Source organism: Nostoc sp. DedQUE09, assembly GCF_034530915.1.
Taxonomy (GTDB): Bacteria; Cyanobacteriota; Cyanobacteriia; order Cyanobacteriales; family Nostocaceae; genus Nostoc.
The window spans coordinates 31,723-48,814 of the sequence record NZ_JAVRCE010000009.1 but is presented as its reverse complement, the minus strand read 5'-3'; the positions used below and the strand labels follow the sequence as shown (position 1 = coordinate 48,814).

The following is a 17,092-nucleotide window of genomic DNA, read 5'->3' as shown; positions in this document are numbered from 1 at the left end:
TTTGCAAAACTGGATACTCTTGTTAATTTAAGCCATAAAGGTTTGGTTGATGACTCTGTTCAACATTAAATATTTTCTGAATTGGCTAACACAGACGCATCTGGGATATAGCCATTATTTAAGATAGGTTGACGGGTTTTTAAATCAAATTTATAGCCATGCGGTAAGATATGAAGCTTTGCTCCACAAATCGCTAAAGCCTCATCTTTTAAGATTTCGCCCATATTGTTATATGTACCCTCTACATCGACAATTGTGACTGAACCTTCGCCAATGATTTCAACTTGTTTATCAGTAACTACCATCGCTGTATTCTCATCAATACCAAATCCTAAATCAGCAGGCTCTTGTATCAAAGCTGAAATTAAGCGCCCTAAACGTCCACGCTGTAAAAAATGTTGGTCAATTACTACTCCCGGTAGAAAGCCTAAACCTGGCCCCATATTTACAATTTCTATCCGGGGGTTAGTTTGAGAATCGCCTTCTACAATCATTTTATCTGGCATCACAGCTGCTCCTGCGCTTGTGCCTGCAATAACTGCTCCTTCAGCAAAACGTTTATGAATAGCTGTGTCAAGTTCGGTATCTTTAAGAGTGCTTGTAATTCGAGCTTGATCTCCTCCAGTAAAAAATATTCCTGTAGCTTTGCTGACAGCTTCTAATGCCGTAGAAGAATATGCGTCATCACGAGTTTCCGTATCAACAATACGGGCATCTTCAGCTCCTAGCTTTTCAAATACTCTAATATAATTTTCTCCAACCTCTCTAGGTAGTTCTGTCGCTGCTGTCATAATTACTATTTTTGCTTTTGTACCTCCAGCGCGTCGTACAAACTCGCGTAGTATTTGACAATCTTCCTTTTTATCTTCAGCTCCTCCAATAATGATGAGTTCTTGTTTGCTATTACTTTCCACAATAATGACTCCTGATATTAAATTAATTTTAGTTAACTATAATTCCTAATATTACGTAATCAGTCTTTGGAGATATTAAAATGCTTCCTTAAAGATGAGAAATTCTAGGAATAAAATTATTGATTTTAAGATGAGTAACCTAAAATGAAAATGAGAACTACAAAACTTTTGTAGTTATTGCTGAACCATTTTGGTTTATAGTTTCAACATCATTTATTGACAATGCTACACCCTTACTAAATCAATATCAGCAAGCCAGATGAGTTGGCTTTGAGTGAATGCTGTTTCTTCCACAATTGGGGCAGACCACTCCACACCATAAAGCCAATTGCTTTTGAGCCTAAAAATCCCTTGAATAATACGACGTGTTGGTTGGAGAGTAAAATCAACTTCAACCATGTCGCCTAATTTTAAAAGCGAAGCAAGAACAGCAGCATTTTTGAATACATTTGTTGGATGAAATTCTTTAGAACGCAAGTAAAGTATTTCACCAAGGCAAGCAATTGCATAAATCCATTCCTGTCCTTCCCAGTGAATACCACAACAGTAGCCTGGTAAATCAGAGCTTGATAGGAAAACTTCTTCTAGTATCTGAACTGCTAATGGAGGCATGACTTTACCCCACGGAGGAGAAATATGCCAGCAAGATTCCAAAAGTGTAATTTGGTTAATCATAATGCTTTCCGCCTCTAATTTTAGACACTTCAGATTTATTAATTGCGCCAACGCCCAGTAAATAAATTAAGTGTTTCCACTGGAATCTGGTATTTATACAATCATTTCTATTCAATGGTTTGAAGCTTTGTGAACAATCACTACATTTAAATGATCTGGGAGAGTTCCTGAAAAACTTTGTCATTTCCTCTTCATATATTGACTCAACCTTGAGCAAAACTTAGGTTGCAAGATTGTTGTTGCCGCCCTCTAAAATAGTCCCCTTTAAATTGGCATCTTCTAGATTAGCTCCGGTGAGATTGCTTCTTTCTAATGCAGCTTGGTGCAGATTTGCCTGATGTAAATCCGCGATCGCCAAATCTGCCCCGCTCAAATCTGCTGCTTCTAAATTAGCTTCACTCAAATCAGCTTCACGGATGTCAGCGTCACTAAGAATCGCCTGTTCCAAGTTAGCAGCTTTGAGATTAGCCTGATTTAAAACGGCTTCATCAAGAATTGCACCTTCTAATATTGCATTGTCAAGAATTGCATCACTCAAATCGGCTTTACTTAAATTAGCGCCTGTTAAATCTGCACCATTGAGCGTAGCCCCGCTTAAGTCAGCACGGCTGAGATTCGCCTGTTGCAAATTTGCTTCATCCAGCATCGCCCCATGTAGGATTGCACCACTGAGATTGATGTTTTCCAAAACTGCACCCCTCAAGTCAGCGATACTAAAGTCTCGCTCTCCTGCGGCATATAGTTGCCTGAGTTCTTCTACGTCCATCGGCTAATACCCCGTTTTTGTTCAAATACAAGACTTGAGATTTTGGTTGAAATGATGGATTGCTGAAAATACTTCAAAGCCAGAACACTTATTTCAGGATCTCCAAAAAATAATATGCCCAGCCCTTTTCCTGCGATCGCTGTTGAAAGCAACTTGAACTAGACTATTCTTGAAGGTTGGTTTCAGGATCAATCGGCATCCCAATCGGGTCGGTATTAGGTAAAGTTCCTTGTATGCGATCGCTTGGAATGTCTGGATTGTTCTGGAGATTGACGGAACCCTTTTCGGAGAGTTGCTCATCTGTAGAATAAGGCCCCATGATAGTAGAAGCTCCAGCAGTTTTGGGATCGCCACTTGCGTCAGCTTTTGTAAAGTTAGTAGCAATAGGAAAGTTAGTCGGATCTCCCTCCGGTTCGTTCCCTCCGATTGCAGCTTGTGCATCTAACATTGCACTCCCTGCAACATTAGTAGGTGTATTAGGTTGAGCTTGCCCTGATGCAACAACAGATTGATCTGGGGAAATAGCTGGATTTGATAAAGATGGGTCGTTCTCGCTCATATTTTTAGCCAAAATATTGGTAACAGCAAAATAAAGGTAATCAGGTGTTTGGCATGGCAGACGTAGACGCAAAGCGGTGAGGTCATTGTAATCGTGACTGTTTATATTGGTTGATTTAGCGATATCTTCTCCTGTCGGAGACGCTATACGTTAGCGAGTCACGTCACGAGCTAACTTTTACTAATCAATTTATATTTTCTTGTGTATAGCAATTAATAGACGTATCTGTGCAGAGGTTATCTACAAACTACATAACTAGCGATCGCTAAAGCCCACATATCTTTAGTTAAGAATATATCTAATATGAAAACCTCAATCCAAATAGTTAATTTGAATCGTACTTAAAGAATAACTAAGTTACTTAAACATGTAATGAAGGATACAAAAAATTTTCAACACCAGATTTTGAAGAAATAACCGCAGCACAGAGTAAAACTAAAAAAATATAATCGTTGGTAAGTATAAAAGCTTATCTGCCAATCATTGCTCTTATCCTATGTCTGAAAGTGGAAAACACTTCTCGAAATATTATTAAGTATTAATCTAAATTCCCTTGAGGATAACTTCGTTAGACAACAAAATCTCTAACAATCTGATATTACGATTCTCCAAGTCGATTGACTCAAATCAATTTTGTCTTGCGGTAACTTTATCCTTTAAGCTACATATATTGAGGCTGTGGCGAGATTACCCTTGTGGAGGTCTAGATGGCGATAGTCAAGCGTCGTATTGGTCTGGAGCAAGAATTTTTTCTGGTAGACGAAGTTGGTAGCTTGAGCGATCGCGCCGATGAGTTTTTAAAGAGTTGTCACTTCAAAGCTCAAGCACAAGGTTTAAACCCAAATTACTTTGTGGCAGAGTTCGTTAAAAGCATGGTAGAAATTAACACACCTCCTGCCGACACTGCCAAGGAACTAGCGAGAGTTTATCTCAAAAATCTCAAATTGGCGATCTCTGTAGCGCAACAGATGGGTTTACGTCTTTACCCTCTGTCTAGCTATCCTTTGCCTAGTATGCCAGTTATGCGAGATCGCCCTAATTACCATATCCAAGCGCGAACTGTCGGCATTTCAAAATTTTTGCACGCTGGAAAATGTACAGGTACACACCTGCATTTGGAAGTCCCGTCTGGGGTTATTGACCCTCGTGTTGCAGTATCTTACAACTCAACATCAATTGAGCGAGAAGAACTATTAAATATCTATAATTTAGCTACAGCTTGTGACTCTGCACTTATTTCCCTGACGCGGGCGTGTCCCTTTTATGAAGGACAGGCGTTAGGACTAGCCGCACATACAATTCGTTATCGAGGTAGCGAAACCTTCGGTTGGGAGGGAGTTTATACTAATTTACAACCTGTCGGTGGACTCATGCCTTATGCCGAAAGTGTTGAGGGTTTAGTTGAGCAGCAGTTCGCTCGTTATTATGCTTGGCTGCAAGCGATGGAAAAAGCCTCAATTGAACCGAACCTGTTCAAAGAAGCGGGAGTTAGCTTACTCAAATCAGCTTGGAATCCAGTTCGACTCAACAAACTCGGCACAGTAGAAATAAGGTGTATAGATAGCAACTTTCCCTCTGTAATTTTACTTGTAATTACATTGCTGGAAAAATTGGCCGATCGAGTCAGGCATGAGAACTTAACAGTAAAACCATCTAAAGGAATGCAGATATTTGAACTAGTTGGCGATCGCTTGTATGTACCAGATTTTGAATATCTTAATGGGGAATTGCTCTTAACCTCAGCTACAGAAGGAATTAAAAACCCCAAAGTTAGAGCTTACGTCGATTCCATTTTGCAGTTTGCCAGCGCTGTTGGTGGCGAAGGAGCAAATTTTCTGACAAAACTCAGCAGAAACCTTGATCAATATCAGACAATAGAAGCCAGCATCTTGCAAAAGTTTACTCCAACAACTACTCAACTTTCATTAGATGCCGGTTTGCGTTTAGTCCGCTCAAGTTGTGACAAACTAGAAGCACAGGTTTCATCGATAGATATAGAAAATCCCCTTGCAGCTTTGGATAGTGATGAAGGATTGTTGCTACAGCAGCATTAATCGAATCTTACAAAACTGCTAGACGAAATAGTGAAATAGCATCAAGATGAGTAGAAAATCTCAAAAACCATTGATTGGGATTACAACTTACGGTCGCCTTGCAGCGTTACCATTTTCTCTGCCAAGTGAATATATAGATGCAGTCCGTGCCGCAGGTGGCATTCCCATATTATTACCACCAGGAGAAGTTGAGCCTGCCATACTTCTAGATTCTTTAGATGGTTTAATCATCTCTGGTGGTGGAGATATTGACCCTGCTTGCTACAACGGTTTTGCTCATCCTACTATCTATTCAGTCGATCGCGAACGTGATGCTTTTGAATTGCAGCTTGGCAAGTTTGCTCTTGAACGTCATCTGCCGATATTAGGTATTTGCCGGGGTTTACAAATTCTCACCGTCGCCTGCGGGGGTACTCTAATTCCTCACATTCCAGATGTTTACGGTACATCTGTATTACATCGTCTAGAGCCTGAACCTGGACGACGTTTACCTACAGAACATCTCGTCAGGATAGATGTAAAAAGCCTTTTAGCTGACTGTTTACAGAATTCTCACATATCTGTAGTTTCTTGGCATCATCAAGCAGTAGATAAAGTACCACCTGGTTGGCGGGTTGTTGCTCATGCTTTGGATGATGGAGTCATTGAAGCTGTGGAGCATGAACATCATCCTTGGGCAATTGGTGTGCAATGGCATCCTGAGCTTTCAATTCTCAATCCCAGTCATCAAAGACTTTTTCAAGCTCTCATTCAGGCTGCACATACAAAACAACCCCGGAACTGGTTGAAAAGATGAGGGAGGCAAGCTGATTCAGAAAATAGTCGCACTGGAGGCGATACTGGCAACGCCTGGGGAGATGACCAAATAGTACGAAGAAAAACTAAAATGTCCTTAGGGCAGGGTGTTGGGGGTAGGGTGTTGGCTGAGTGTGTTCCAGACAATTGAATGCGAGTGCGTCAAAAAGTTCAACATCTTCTTAATTCCCCACACCCAAACCTGCAACCCACAGCGTACACCCGATCTAAGCCCCAGCGATAGCCGTTTCTACATCTAAAGATACAAGTTTATTTAATTTTGAGAGATTAATCAGAGATTAATGAGATATTAAGTTGAAAAACTAATTCAGATAGAAACTTATGACAACCGAGCAAGAGCTTCAATCTCTTTTTAATACCTTAGATAGCGATCAAGACGGCAAAGTATCCATTAATGATCTTTTTTTAAGTCCTGGCTTAAGTGCAATCATTTCATCAGAAACAAATACCACTAGCCCCCAGGAATTGCTAGTAAATTATGATTCAGACAAAGACGGCAGTATTACCTTTGAAGAGTTAAAAGAAGCAGTTGAGAAAGCAAATAATTTAAACTAGCCAATCCCTAACACCCAATACCCAATACCCAAAAATCCCTCTCTAGCCCACGCTTTGAGGGATTTGCAATTTTCATGGTCATTGGTGACTCGCTAGCACAAAAGAGATGACCACACAAGTAGACGTGCCATTTGCAAGGCATTATTGTTTCCAAAATGACCGTCCAAGGCTTAAGGTATGCATCATCGCTGACATTAGTAATTGCGAGCGCACTTTTTAATTCATCAGCTGCTGGCTTCAGTGCCGGGTTGAATTTTGTGGCGGCGTTAATGGCTATTGTGTTTGTCCAACAATTATCCAGTACATCCCATCTGGTGCAACTAACCCAAAAGACGGTTCACTAAATTCGTTAGTTACAATTGGGCTAACGTTAGTGGCAGCGCTAGCAGTAACACGTTGATGAAAAGCACTAATGTCATCAACTTGATAAGTGAAAAGGCTCAGTCCCAAAGAACCGGGTTGAGAGTATTCTCGTTTATCTGGTGTAGGGTAAAGTGGGCTATAGACTTGAAAAAGACCGACATTTGTTTTGGGTGAAGTAAAAGCTGAAAGACAAAACTCCTGTCCTTCATCAAGCATCAATATTTGACGAGTGGAGGGTTTTTGATAACCTGATCGCTTGGGGTTACTCTCCAGGGGTACAAGTCCAAAAACCTCTGCGTAGAAAGAAGTCAGGCTGTGGTCAGAGACGATGAAACTAGAGTGAGTTCCTTCGCTTACCAATAGCGGGGAATTCGGATCAATTGTGCCGTAACCAAGGCGATGATAGTTATATCGTTGAAAAAATGCCTGTCGCGTCTCGGAACCAATCACAAACATTTCGCGCACCCCGACAAAGCGGTTATATAACCCAGATCCTAAATTGCCTGTAAACTCAATTGCCCGAACTGGTTCTGAGTAAATCCAATCTCCCCCGTTAGTTTTATCATCGCTAAAAGCATCAGCGAGCGCATAAATATCTTGAACCAGAGAAGCAAACCAGCGGCTACCCTCAACTACAGGCAAGGTATGACCTAAACCTTGATTACTAGGTTGTTGCCAAGACAGCACCCGCACGAGTCCATGATCTGATGAGTTACCATTTTGTAGTCGCAGTGATGTTAAATCTGAAGCATGACCATAGAGTAGCCCCGCCTGTTCTGCTGAGAGTTGTCCTCTATTGACCTCTCGATAACCGAACTCAGCCCAATATTTTAAGGTGGCTTCAACATTCTTTGAGCCAATACAATTTTCAAAAATTCCACTAATCATTACAACTTGCCTAAACCTAATTAGTATATACAATACCTTTGCCAAAATAAGAGCCTAGATAAATAAATTTTGGCAAAAACGGCAAAATTAAGAATATATAAGCGGTTTGATGAAAATGTGGTTTGGAATCTAAAACCCTTATCCTGCCGTCAATACGTTAAAAAACCCTTGTAGGAAACCTTAAAGGAATTTTTAGGACTGATTGTTTTTGCCAACCCTCAAAGAAATGGAGTTAATGGTTAAAGTATCATCATCTCAGCCTCGTAAATTGGCAAAGGTATTGATGTAATTTCTGTCTTTGAGTAGAAGATTTGTAATTATTTCTCCATTAAACTCTTCATAAAGATAGATTATTTCATAACTAGCGGACAATTTATTTACGTTTGCAACTATCAGAATAATAGATAGATGCAAAAAGCTATCTGGCTAAATTTGCTGGAATAAACTTTTATTTTATTTATAAGTGCGGGGGTACAAATACCGTGTCTTCGTCTAATACTTTTGTAGAGCAGCAGCCAAAAACTCGGATTGCACCTAATTCCGAGTTTTTGAAAGAAGTAGGTCAAGTAGCTGGTGCCACTCTCCTCTCAATTACTATGCTGGCAAGTTCTGTAATTGCTGGAGGACTGGTTGGTTTAGCGGTTAGTTTTCGTAATTTGCCAGATGTTAGACAACTAAGAAACTTCTTCCCAGAAGAAACAACTTATATCTATGACATTAAAGGTAAGCTTTTAGCAGGTATACATGGAGAAGCCAATAGAAAGATTGTACCGCTAGATGAAATTTCCCCGAATTTAAAACGAGCAGTATTAGCAAGTGAAGATAGCCACTTCTACAACCACCACGGTATTAACCCCGCTGCTATTGGCCGTGCTGCCTTAGTCAACTGGACAGCAGGTAGTGTCCGTGAGGGGGGTTCTACAATCACCATGCAGTTGGTGAAAAATATATTTTTATCTAAAAAACGTGCTTTGACTCGAAAAATAGCAGAAGCGGTACTGGCAATTCGGTTAGAGCAAATTCTTGATAAAGACCAGATTTTAGAAATGTACCTCAATCAAGTGTACTGGGGTCACAATAACTATGGTGTACAAACCGCAGCCCGAACTTACTTTGACAAATCAGCAGCAAATTTGACTCTGGGCGAATCTGCAATGATGGCGGGTTTAATCCAAGCGCCAGAGGAATTTAGCCCGTTTGTGAACATGAAACAGGCAAAACAAAAACAAAAGGAAGTGCTGGGACGGATGCTGGCAATAAAATGGATTAGCCAGCGAGAATATAATGATGCTCTCCAGCAAGAAATCAAGCTTGGCAAAATCAGGTCATTTCAAGGTAGTGCCCTTCCTTATGTAACCAATACCGTAGCCCAAGAAATAATTAAAAAGTTTGGGCGTGATGCCTTGCTCAAAGGTGGAATGCGGGTACAAACTACAGTAGATGCCAACTTCCAACTAATGGCAGAAGAAACTCTTAAGGAGTGGCATAAAACCCTTGAAGGACGGGGTTTACGTAATAATCAAATGGCTTTAGTAGCTATTGATCCTCGGACGCACTTTATCAAAGCTTTAGTGGGTGGTATAGATTCAAAAAGGAGTGAATTTAACCGGGCAACTCAAGCGCAGCGTCAACCTGGATCTGCTTTTAAGCCATTTGTTTACTATACTGCTTTTGCTAGTGGTAAGTTTACACCAAGTACAACGGTAATCGATGCTCCAGTTAGCTATCGAGATGGTGATGGTTGGTACTATCCACGGAACTACGATGGTGGCTTTATGGGCGCAATGCCGATTCGTACTGCCTTAGCATTATCTCGTAATGTGCCTGCGGTCAAGATTGGCAAAGCTGTGGGAATGAATACAGTCATCGACACCTGCCGTACCTTGGGAATAAACAGTCCAATGGTTGTCGTAAGTTCTTTACCATTAGGCGCAATTGGTGTAACACCACTGGAAATGGCTAGTGCTTATGCCACCTTCGCAAATTATGGCTGGCAATCACCTCCAACAGCTATTGCCCGTGTTACTGATAGTAGTGGCAATGTATTGTTAGACAATACTCCTAAACCTCAGCTAGTTCTTGACCCTTGGGCATCAGCCTCATTGTTAGATGTGATGCAATCGGTAGTTACTGATGGTACTGGTAAAGGTGCTGCACTAGATAGGCCAGTTGCAGGTAAAACGGGTACAACTTCTTCCGAAAAGGACATTTGGTTTATTGGTTCTGTACCCCAGTTAACAACTGCTATTTGGGTAGGAAGAGATGATAACAAACAATTAGCCAGTGGTGCCACAGGTGGAGGTATGGTTACTCCCGTCTGGCGTGATTTTATGCAGAAGGCAGTTAAGGATGTACCAGTCATGAAATTTAAACCGCCTTCTGAATTTCCTCGGCCTAAGCCGGTTAAAATATAGGACTTCTATTTGATTTTTGAAATTGACAAATCGTCATGCAAAAGAGCCAAGCCACAGGTTGAAGCTCTTGAGAATTTGATTTAGAAACCGGTAGAAACGATCGCAACTGCGGCACTCGCTATAGATCAGCGGCAAGCAACAATAGAAGAACTCAAATAGGAAATAGAAAAACTGCGTCTCAGTAGAGACTTGGATAGCAAAACCTCATCAAAACTAAATAAGTAATTTAGCGATCGCTGGTTTAAAGTTTGACATCACAAAATCACGTTCCTCCCAATTAGCTCTTACTTCAGAGATACGCATCTAAGTTAAAGTTTTCATACCCTAAAGGGGTAAAATTTTGGCTCGGACAATGGCAAAGTTTACTGTTAGCGACTATTTATTGCTTCGTCTGGAGCAAATCGGCATCAAGCATATCTTTGGCGTTGCTGGAGACTACAATATGGAGTTTCTCGACTACATTGTTAACCACAACGGCATCGAGTTAATTCCTACTTGCAACGAACTTAACGCATCCTATGCTGCCGATGGTTATGGCCGGCTTAATGGTGTTGCAGCGTTAGTAACTACCTTTGGTGTTGGTGAACTCAGTGCTATTAATGGTGTTGCTGGCGCTTATGCTGAACACGTTCCGGTTGTAGCGATTACTGGCGCTCCTGCAACTAAAATTCAAGCTCTTGGTTCACTTGTCCATCATACGCTTGGTACTGGTGATTTTTCAATATTTGCCCGAATGTATCAACAGGTAACGGTGGCTCAAGCATATTTAACAAACGAAAATGCAACAACGGAAATTGACAGAGTTTTAGGTATCTGTTTGCTGAAGAAGTTACCTGTTTATATTTCCATACCTATGGATGTTGCTCTGGCTGAGGTGTCTGCACCGTCTGATTTCTTTATACCCCCTGTATTTCAAAGTGATGACGCTACAATAGCCGAAATAATTGATGTCTCTGTAAACATACTAGAAAAAGCTTCCCAACCTGTGATTCTTGCTGATATTGGTGTAGCTCGTTATCATTTGCATGAACAATTGCGAGAATTGCTAACAGCTACTGGATACCCTTATGCCACGATGAACATGGGAAAAGGATTGCTAGAAGAAACCCATCCCCAATTCATCGGCATATATAATGGTGCTGCCAGTGAGGAATCTGTCAGAAAACGTATTGAGCAGGCAGATTGTGTTTTAACTATCGGTGCTTTGATGACTGATTTCAACACAGGCAAGTTTTCTGCCAAACTCGATCCCAGCCAAACTATTGAAGTGCATGGGGATTATGTAAAAGTTAAACATGCTTTGTACAACAATGTCGCTATGGCAGATGTGCTTTCTGCTTTAAGCCAACGGTTGCAGCGCCGCGATCCTCAAACGCTGAATTTCAAATCAGCAACAGAGAATTTAGATGCTGGTTTTATAGAGCCTATCGTTGGCGGCTCTTCGGCACCGATTACGCAGCAGTATTTTTGGCATAGATTTGCTCATTTTCTCCAAGAAGATGACATTATCGTTGCTGAGACTGGAACTTGTTTGTTTGGCGCTTCTATCGTTCCTTTACCAAAAGGAGCTACTTTCGTTGGGCAAGTACTTTGGGGATCGATTGGTTACTCTGTTGGTTCATTACTTGGTTGTGCGTTGGCGAAGCCCACCGCAGGTATCGCTGCATCACAACGTCGCTCTATCCTACTGGTTGGTGACGGGTCTTTCCAAATGACTGCACAAGAACTTTCAACCATCTTACGCTATAATCTAAAACCGATTATTTTTTTGATCAACAATGATGGATATACTATAGAGCGTGATATTCACGGTGAACGTATGTCCTATAACGACATTCAACCTTGGAATTATCATCAGCTCCCTAAGGTTTTCGCTGGCAATGGTTGGGGAATTAAAGTTAGTACCGAATCCCAGTTAGACAAAGCATTACAAACAGCTCAACAAAACCATGACCAACTTGCTTTTATTGAGGTTGTCATGGATAAAATGGACAGCCCAGAGGTTCTGTTGAAAATGTTACAGCAATAAAGCTACATACTGCCTCATCAATTACTCAGTATGCTATGGAGGTCTTATGGTGAGAAAAACTATTCTTTGGGCTATCTGGCTGGGATTCGTTACTTATACTATCTTGCTAGCCCCAGTTGATCAACCCGACACATGGTTTTTAGGATGGAAGATTTTAACGCTTCAATGGGAAAAACTGAACGCCATTATTCCAACAATCTTCTGCTTGATGGGCATCTGGCCTATGATCTACGCTTGCCTAATGTTTGCTGATGGCAGAATGCAAAACTTTCGTGCTTGGCCTTATTTTATCGGCTCAAATTTTACAGGTGTAATTTGTCTTCTCCCTTACTTAATATTTCGTAAATCTAATCAAGTATTCTATGGAACAAAAGATCAGTGGCTTTTAATTCTTGAACAACGAGCAACAGGAGCTTGTCTCCTAGTTGCTACTATTGGTTTGTTGGGCTATGCAGTAATTGCTGGAAACTGGGAAGATTATATTCAGCAGTTTTTTCATAAACCCTTCGTTCACCTTATCAGTCTTGATTTCTGTCTCATGTGCTTGATATTTCCAATAAGTTCATTATTTGATGATGATATGGCACGTCGAGGACTCAAGGATAAACGTATTTTTTGGGTGGTTGCTCTTTTTCCTTTGTTTGGGCCATTAGTATATTTGTGTTTACGTCCGTCATTACCAGAAACTTTTTTCAAAGAGTGTGATGCTACAGCAAATAGCTTGTTATGACAAATGCACCTATCAATTCTGTCATAAACTCAACAAGACGCGAACTTTAGCATAGAGATAGCGTTTTTGCGGGTACAACACGGAGATCGGTAATCCAACTTGGGTCGCGTAGGATTGAAGAATTGGTTGGAGGTCTCCACGCGCGATCGCTTTGGCTGCGATAAATTTGGGAAATTGAACTACATCGGCTCCTTGAATGACCGCCTCTAAAATCACTTCTGAATTATCGAATCGCAGATAACTGTCAACAGAAAGGTCAATCGCTTTTCATCTTGTTCAAACTTCCATTTAGGCTCTCACCCAGTCTGTAGATAGATAAAGTTGACACAGCGATGCTGCAAAAGTTCTATGGGTATTATGGACGATCCATACTGGGCGATTTCAGCTTTTTCAATTAGCCAGCCTTCAAAGAGGAACGCACTTTTTCAACGACTTGAGTAAGTGCGCCAGGTTCAAATGGACAAATGAGATTTGCCGAGCGCACTAATTCTCGAAAGGACGCAGAACCGCCGCGATCGCATAATGCAATATACTCTGCTAGCGTCTTTTCATAATCTTCTTCTGCTTTGACCCAAAACTGCAACGCGCAACACAGAGCTAAAGTATAATCAATGTAGTAAAACGGCGAACAGTAGATGTGCTGTTTGTCTTGCCAAAGTCCGCCTTTGCTAAGATATTTCAAATCCCCATAATTTCGCCAAGGCAGATAACGAGCTTCCATCTGTTGCCACATTTGATGTCGTTCTTGTGGTGTTGCTTCTGGGTTGGCATAGACCAAATGCTGAAAATGATCCACTGCCACACCATAAGGCAGAAACAGAATTGACCAGGCTAGATGCTGCCGACGAAATCGCTTTGCTTGCTCGCCGAAAAACTTTTCCATCTGCCATCTGGTAAGAAACTCTAAGCTCATGGAATGAATTTCACACGATTCTAGCGTGGGCCACAGGTAATCAAAAACTGGCAAATGGCGACTTCGCCACATTTGGAAAGCGTGACCCATCTCGTGAGCGAACACCTGCACGTCGTTTTTTGTTCCATTAAAATTTGCGAACACGTAGGGCACATCATAGCTTGGGAAGGTTGTACAGAATCCGCCTCCCGCTTTTCCAGGACGGTTTTGCAAATCCAGTAAATGCCGCTCAACCATCATCTTAAAAAACCCACCCAGGGATGGATGCATGGCATCAAACATTTCTTGTGCCCGTTCCAGCATCCAATCATGATCCCCAATTGGAGCCGGACTGCCTTCTGCATCAAAGACAGACTCATCCCAAAAATACACGCTGTCTAGGTTGAGCCGTTGAGCCTGTTGCCCAATTAGCTCGATCGCTAAAGGAACGACCTGTTGAACGACTTGATCTCGATAGTACTCGACATCGGTTTGATCGTAATCTACCCGTCGCATTCGGCGATATCCTAGCGCAATGTAATTCTCGTAGCCCAATTTTTTTGCCATGCGATCGCGCAGTTTTACCAATCGATCAAACAGTTGATCGAAGCGGTCTTGATTCTGCTCAAAAAACTGCCAGCGACAATGTTCTGCCTGCTGACGAACGTCTCGATCTTTACTTTGCACATAAGGTTGCAAACCCGATAAATTCACCTGCTCACCCTGGAACTCTAGCTTTGCTGAGGCGATCAGTTCAGTATACTCATTGCTGAGTTTGGATTCTTCGACTAAATCTGCTGCGATCGTCGATTCAAAGGTCGTAATATCTGCTTCCCATAGCAAAAAGGCTTGCCGTCCCAAACTTTTTTCTAACTCGGCGCGATCGGGGCTGTTGAGCAGTTGCCGTTTTAGGTCTACTTCAAGAGCGGTCAGAGATGGCAAAAGTTCGTTGCAATAGTCCAAAGCAGTTTTGTACTCTGGGTTTTGCGTGTCTTGGTGAAAGTGCAGTCGCGTGAGTTCCTTCCATGTATCTAGTCTGCGTCGCAAGGCATCCCACTGCTCTATGACGGACTTTCGTTGCTCAGAGGTTTGAGCCTGGTTAAATTGCATCTGGATAACTTGGTATTCGGCGGTCACGGTTGAGAGAGTTGGAGTTTCTGCTGTGATGTCGGCGTAATCTACTGAAGCTTGCATCAATCATTCTCCTCTGCGATAAACATTTAGCAATCCGGTGACTTATAGAAAATTTTTATTTAGGAAAAGTTAAATTTCTATTTAGTGAAAAGTGTGGTTTTCTGGTAAAGCCATAAAATAAAAAATATACAATTATTTAATAACAAATTCGGTTAAATACTGTTAAGACTATTACTGGGTCAAAATCACCCTCATAAAATACAAGCCAGTCAAGAAAAATTATTTATGGAAAGCACCGGTTGCTATTTGACATCATTGCTAGCGCTCAAAGCTTACCAACTATCGCAGTAACTATCTACCCGAATTTCTCGCCAAATATCTGACACCTGCCACTCTGAGTTCTCAATTGATTTTATTTGAGGGTTGTCAAATACTGGAGAATAGTAATAGTTAGAAACATACTCTAACTTGTCATTACCCTCTTTTAGTTTTTGTTTGGCTTCTAATGCTGGTTTTGGAGTTTCAAGAATTTCAATTTCTGGCTCTAACTGTTGAGGTAAATCTGTTGTAATTGTCTTTTTCAGAATGGGTTTTTCTATTTTTATGCTCAGTTCCATATCTAAAATTGGCACGTCTACGGCTGCAAAAGGATTGCTTCTTGAATCTGAAGAGTTCAGAAGTTAGTGGAAAGAATTAACATTGATACCTTACTTTATAATTGCCTCTTTTTAGATGCTCACAAGTCGTTAAAACTAGAACTTATCTATTCGGTTCGCTGCACTGTCAAATCCTCCCATCTCAACACACACCATAACCCACGCTTCACCTGCCTTTGTATGAACAGCAGAACTACAACTGGCAACCTCCAACATCTAAGAAGCTGTATGAAGTTATGCGCTTTAGAATTCCAGTAGTGGAAAAAAGCTCACTGTGGCTGAACTTTTGTTGGAGTGCGTAGATGTTGTAAGAGCGCGGCTTTTAGAGTAAAAGTACACGAGTAACACTAAACTACTATCATCTGGTAAACTTGCAGTACATTACGATAAAAAGCTTATAATAGCCATATTACAGAAGTTCTGGATTAGCACAGTAGAATATGACATTGAAAAACACTTTTGGTGAATATAGTTTTGTCACTAAACTAGACGTTACTAATCTCGAAGCTAGTGCCGAGTGGTACAAGTCTAAGCTTGGGTTAGTTCCTCAAGAAAAATATGACACACCTACCTGGAGACAGTTTAGTTTTCCTGATATTCCACGCTTTGCAATCGGCTTGAACTTGAGTAACTCAGTTGAACCAGGTAATACCGTCAATACCTTTGTTGTCAACGATATAGTTACTGCTCGTCAAAGCCTGGCTGAAAAAGGAGTTGAACTTGGGCCAATTACAGATGTCGGTCACGGAGTGCAATTATCCACCTTCAAGGATATTGACGGAAATTTGTTAGGGCTTCGGCAAAATCCGCAGCCTTAACCTGGATTTGCAGCTAAACCGGGGAATTAGCCAGCAATATGATTTCATTCACAATTTAACCTAATTGTCTTAGTGGTGCATGAGCCTAAAAAAGCTTGTAAAACAAGTCTGACCCCAGATTTTCCACTAACACGCTACTCATCACTCCAATAGCTCACATCACCAGAACTTTCGGTAATTTTGGGAGAATCGATTGGTTTACAGATTCATAACTGGCAACCATATCTTTAGATCGTTATTGTTGCAAGGTTCGATAGTTTTGCCGTATTTGGGAAGGGGCAATCGCGCTCTCTTGACACTGCCGACGATGTAACATCTGCAATTCAAGACTGCCTCTCTAAGAGTTGGCTTGACGCTGAGAAACACCGCTTTTTCGGTCAGAATGGCTTCTGACTCCTGTTTCAATAAAGTCAATACATCTGCTTAAGGGGCAACTTTTTCTACATACTATTGGCGTTGATCCAAATTCGGGTTTAGTCGAACTACCAGCATGGCAAAGTTGAATTAATTGCAACGCAATCTCACGCAAATATACAACCCCAGTTAACAAGTGCAACACTTGTGAAGAATTAGTTGCTTCAGGAACTCTGCAACCCCCAAATTCCCGGTACGTTTGTCTCTAGTGAAGTTACTCTAATTCCGGGCGGCATCAAGAGAAATTGATGCTGAAGATTGCGGCATCACAATGTTTTTTATTATAAGTTTACCTATTGATGAACTGGTGTTTATTCCTGATGAAAGAGAACTTAAGCATCAACGTCTTCTAAAGTGGTATTAAACAATTAACTACGATGTGATCGCATTCGCCAATTTGTTAACGATGTCGAAA

16 protein-coding genes are annotated in these 17,092 nt (G+C 41.2%); 7 read left to right on the top strand and 9 right to left on the bottom strand.

All coding sequences use genetic code 11. From position 1 onward, the window contains the following. Positions 1–65: 65 nt before the first annotated feature. The 4 genes from RMY27_RS08240 to RMY27_RS08225 form a co-directional block, all read right to left on the bottom strand. Positions 66–917: a cyanophycinase gene (locus RMY27_RS08240; protein ID WP_322662263.1), complete on the bottom strand. Its 852-nt coding sequence runs from the start codon at positions 915–917 to the stop codon at positions 66–68. 222 nt (positions 918–1,139) lie between these two features. Then, positions 1,140–1,589 carry a DUF1392 domain-containing protein gene (locus RMY27_RS08235; protein ID WP_322662101.1) on the bottom strand — a complete coding sequence of 150 codons (450 nt, stop codon included), beginning with the start codon at positions 1,587–1,589 and terminating at the stop codon, positions 1,140–1,142. A 220-nt stretch (positions 1,590–1,809) separates the two neighbouring features. Next, positions 1,810–2,355: a pentapeptide repeat-containing protein gene (locus RMY27_RS08230; RefSeq protein WP_322662099.1), complete on the bottom strand. Its 546-nt coding sequence runs from the start codon at positions 2,353–2,355 to the stop codon at positions 1,810–1,812. Positions 2,356–2,518: 163 nt separating this feature from the next. After that, positions 2,519–2,914, bottom strand: a complete 396-nt coding sequence (locus RMY27_RS08225) for a hypothetical protein (protein ID WP_322662097.1) — start codon at positions 2,912–2,914, stop codon at positions 2,519–2,521. A 707-nt stretch (positions 2,915–3,621) separates the two neighbouring features. Here RMY27_RS08225 and RMY27_RS08220 point away from each other — a divergent pair. From RMY27_RS08220 to RMY27_RS08210, 3 genes are all read left to right on the top strand, one after another. Further along, positions 3,622–4,968: a glutamate-cysteine ligase family protein gene (locus RMY27_RS08220; RefSeq protein ID WP_322662095.1), complete on the top strand. Its 1,347-nt coding sequence runs from the start codon at positions 3,622–3,624 to the stop codon at positions 4,966–4,968. Between the two features lie 46 nt (positions 4,969–5,014). Continuing rightward, on the top strand, positions 5,015–5,764 hold the full coding sequence (locus RMY27_RS08215) for a gamma-glutamyl-gamma-aminobutyrate hydrolase family protein (RefSeq protein WP_322662094.1): 750 nt from the start codon (positions 5,015–5,017) through the stop codon (positions 5,762–5,764). 341 nt (positions 5,765–6,105) lie between these two features. After that, positions 6,106–6,339 carry an EF-hand domain-containing protein gene (locus RMY27_RS08210; RefSeq protein WP_292717504.1) on the top strand — a complete coding sequence of 78 codons (234 nt, stop codon included), beginning with the start codon at positions 6,106–6,108 and terminating at the stop codon, positions 6,337–6,339. A 273-nt stretch (positions 6,340–6,612) separates the two neighbouring features. Here RMY27_RS08210 and RMY27_RS08205 read toward each other — a convergent pair whose 3' ends face one another. Beyond that, on the bottom strand, positions 6,613–7,590 hold the full coding sequence (locus RMY27_RS08205) for a hypothetical protein (RefSeq protein ID WP_322662091.1): 978 nt from the start codon (positions 7,588–7,590) through the stop codon (positions 6,613–6,615). 482 nt (positions 7,591–8,072) lie between these two features. Here RMY27_RS08205 and RMY27_RS08200 point away from each other — a divergent pair, with 482 nt between their 5' ends. From RMY27_RS08200 to RMY27_RS08190, 3 genes are all read left to right on the top strand, one after another. Further along, on the top strand, positions 8,073–10,004 hold the full coding sequence (locus RMY27_RS08200) for a transglycosylase domain-containing protein (RefSeq protein ID WP_322662089.1): 1,932 nt from the start codon (positions 8,073–8,075) through the stop codon (positions 10,002–10,004). Positions 10,005–10,356: 352 nt separating this feature from the next. Beyond that, entirely contained in the window at positions 10,357–12,033 is a 1,677-nt protein-coding gene (locus RMY27_RS08195; protein ID WP_322662087.1) for an alpha-keto acid decarboxylase family protein, read from the top strand. A 46-nt stretch (positions 12,034–12,079) separates the two neighbouring features. Then, positions 12,080–12,763, top strand: coding sequence for a DUF2834 domain-containing protein (locus RMY27_RS08190; RefSeq protein ID WP_322662085.1), 684 nt, complete (start codon positions 12,080–12,082; stop codon positions 12,761–12,763). A 21-nt stretch (positions 12,764–12,784) separates the two neighbouring features. On the opposite strand, the gene RMY27_RS08185 is transcribed toward RMY27_RS08190, so the two are convergent. From RMY27_RS08185 to RMY27_RS08175, 3 genes are all read right to left on the bottom strand, one after another. Then, positions 12,785–12,979: a hypothetical protein gene (locus RMY27_RS08185; RefSeq protein WP_322662083.1), complete on the bottom strand. Its 195-nt coding sequence runs from the start codon at positions 12,977–12,979 to the stop codon at positions 12,785–12,787. Between the two features lie 178 nt (positions 12,980–13,157). After that, on the bottom strand, positions 13,158–14,849 hold the full coding sequence (locus RMY27_RS08180; protein ID WP_322662081.1) for a M3 family oligoendopeptidase: 1,692 nt from the start codon (positions 14,847–14,849) through the stop codon (positions 13,158–13,160). A 272-nt stretch (positions 14,850–15,121) separates the two neighbouring features. Further along, positions 15,122–15,406 (bottom strand): hypothetical protein, encoded by a 285-nt coding sequence (locus RMY27_RS08175; protein WP_322662079.1) that lies wholly within the window; start codon positions 15,404–15,406, stop codon positions 15,122–15,124. 479 nt (positions 15,407–15,885) lie between these two features. On the opposite strand from RMY27_RS08175, the gene RMY27_RS08170 reads away from it, so the two are divergent. Continuing rightward, a complete protein-coding gene (locus RMY27_RS08170; protein WP_322662077.1) occupies positions 15,886–16,263 on the top strand; it encodes a VOC family protein in 378 nt (125 codons plus the stop codon). A 198-nt stretch (positions 16,264–16,461) separates the two neighbouring features. Here the strand turns inward: RMY27_RS08170 and RMY27_RS08165 are convergent, their stop codons facing one another. Continuing rightward, complete coding sequence (locus RMY27_RS08165; protein WP_322662075.1) at positions 16,462–16,677, bottom strand: hypothetical protein; 216 nt, start codon at positions 16,675–16,677, stop codon at positions 16,462–16,464. Between the last annotated feature and the right edge of the window lie 415 nt (positions 16,678–17,092).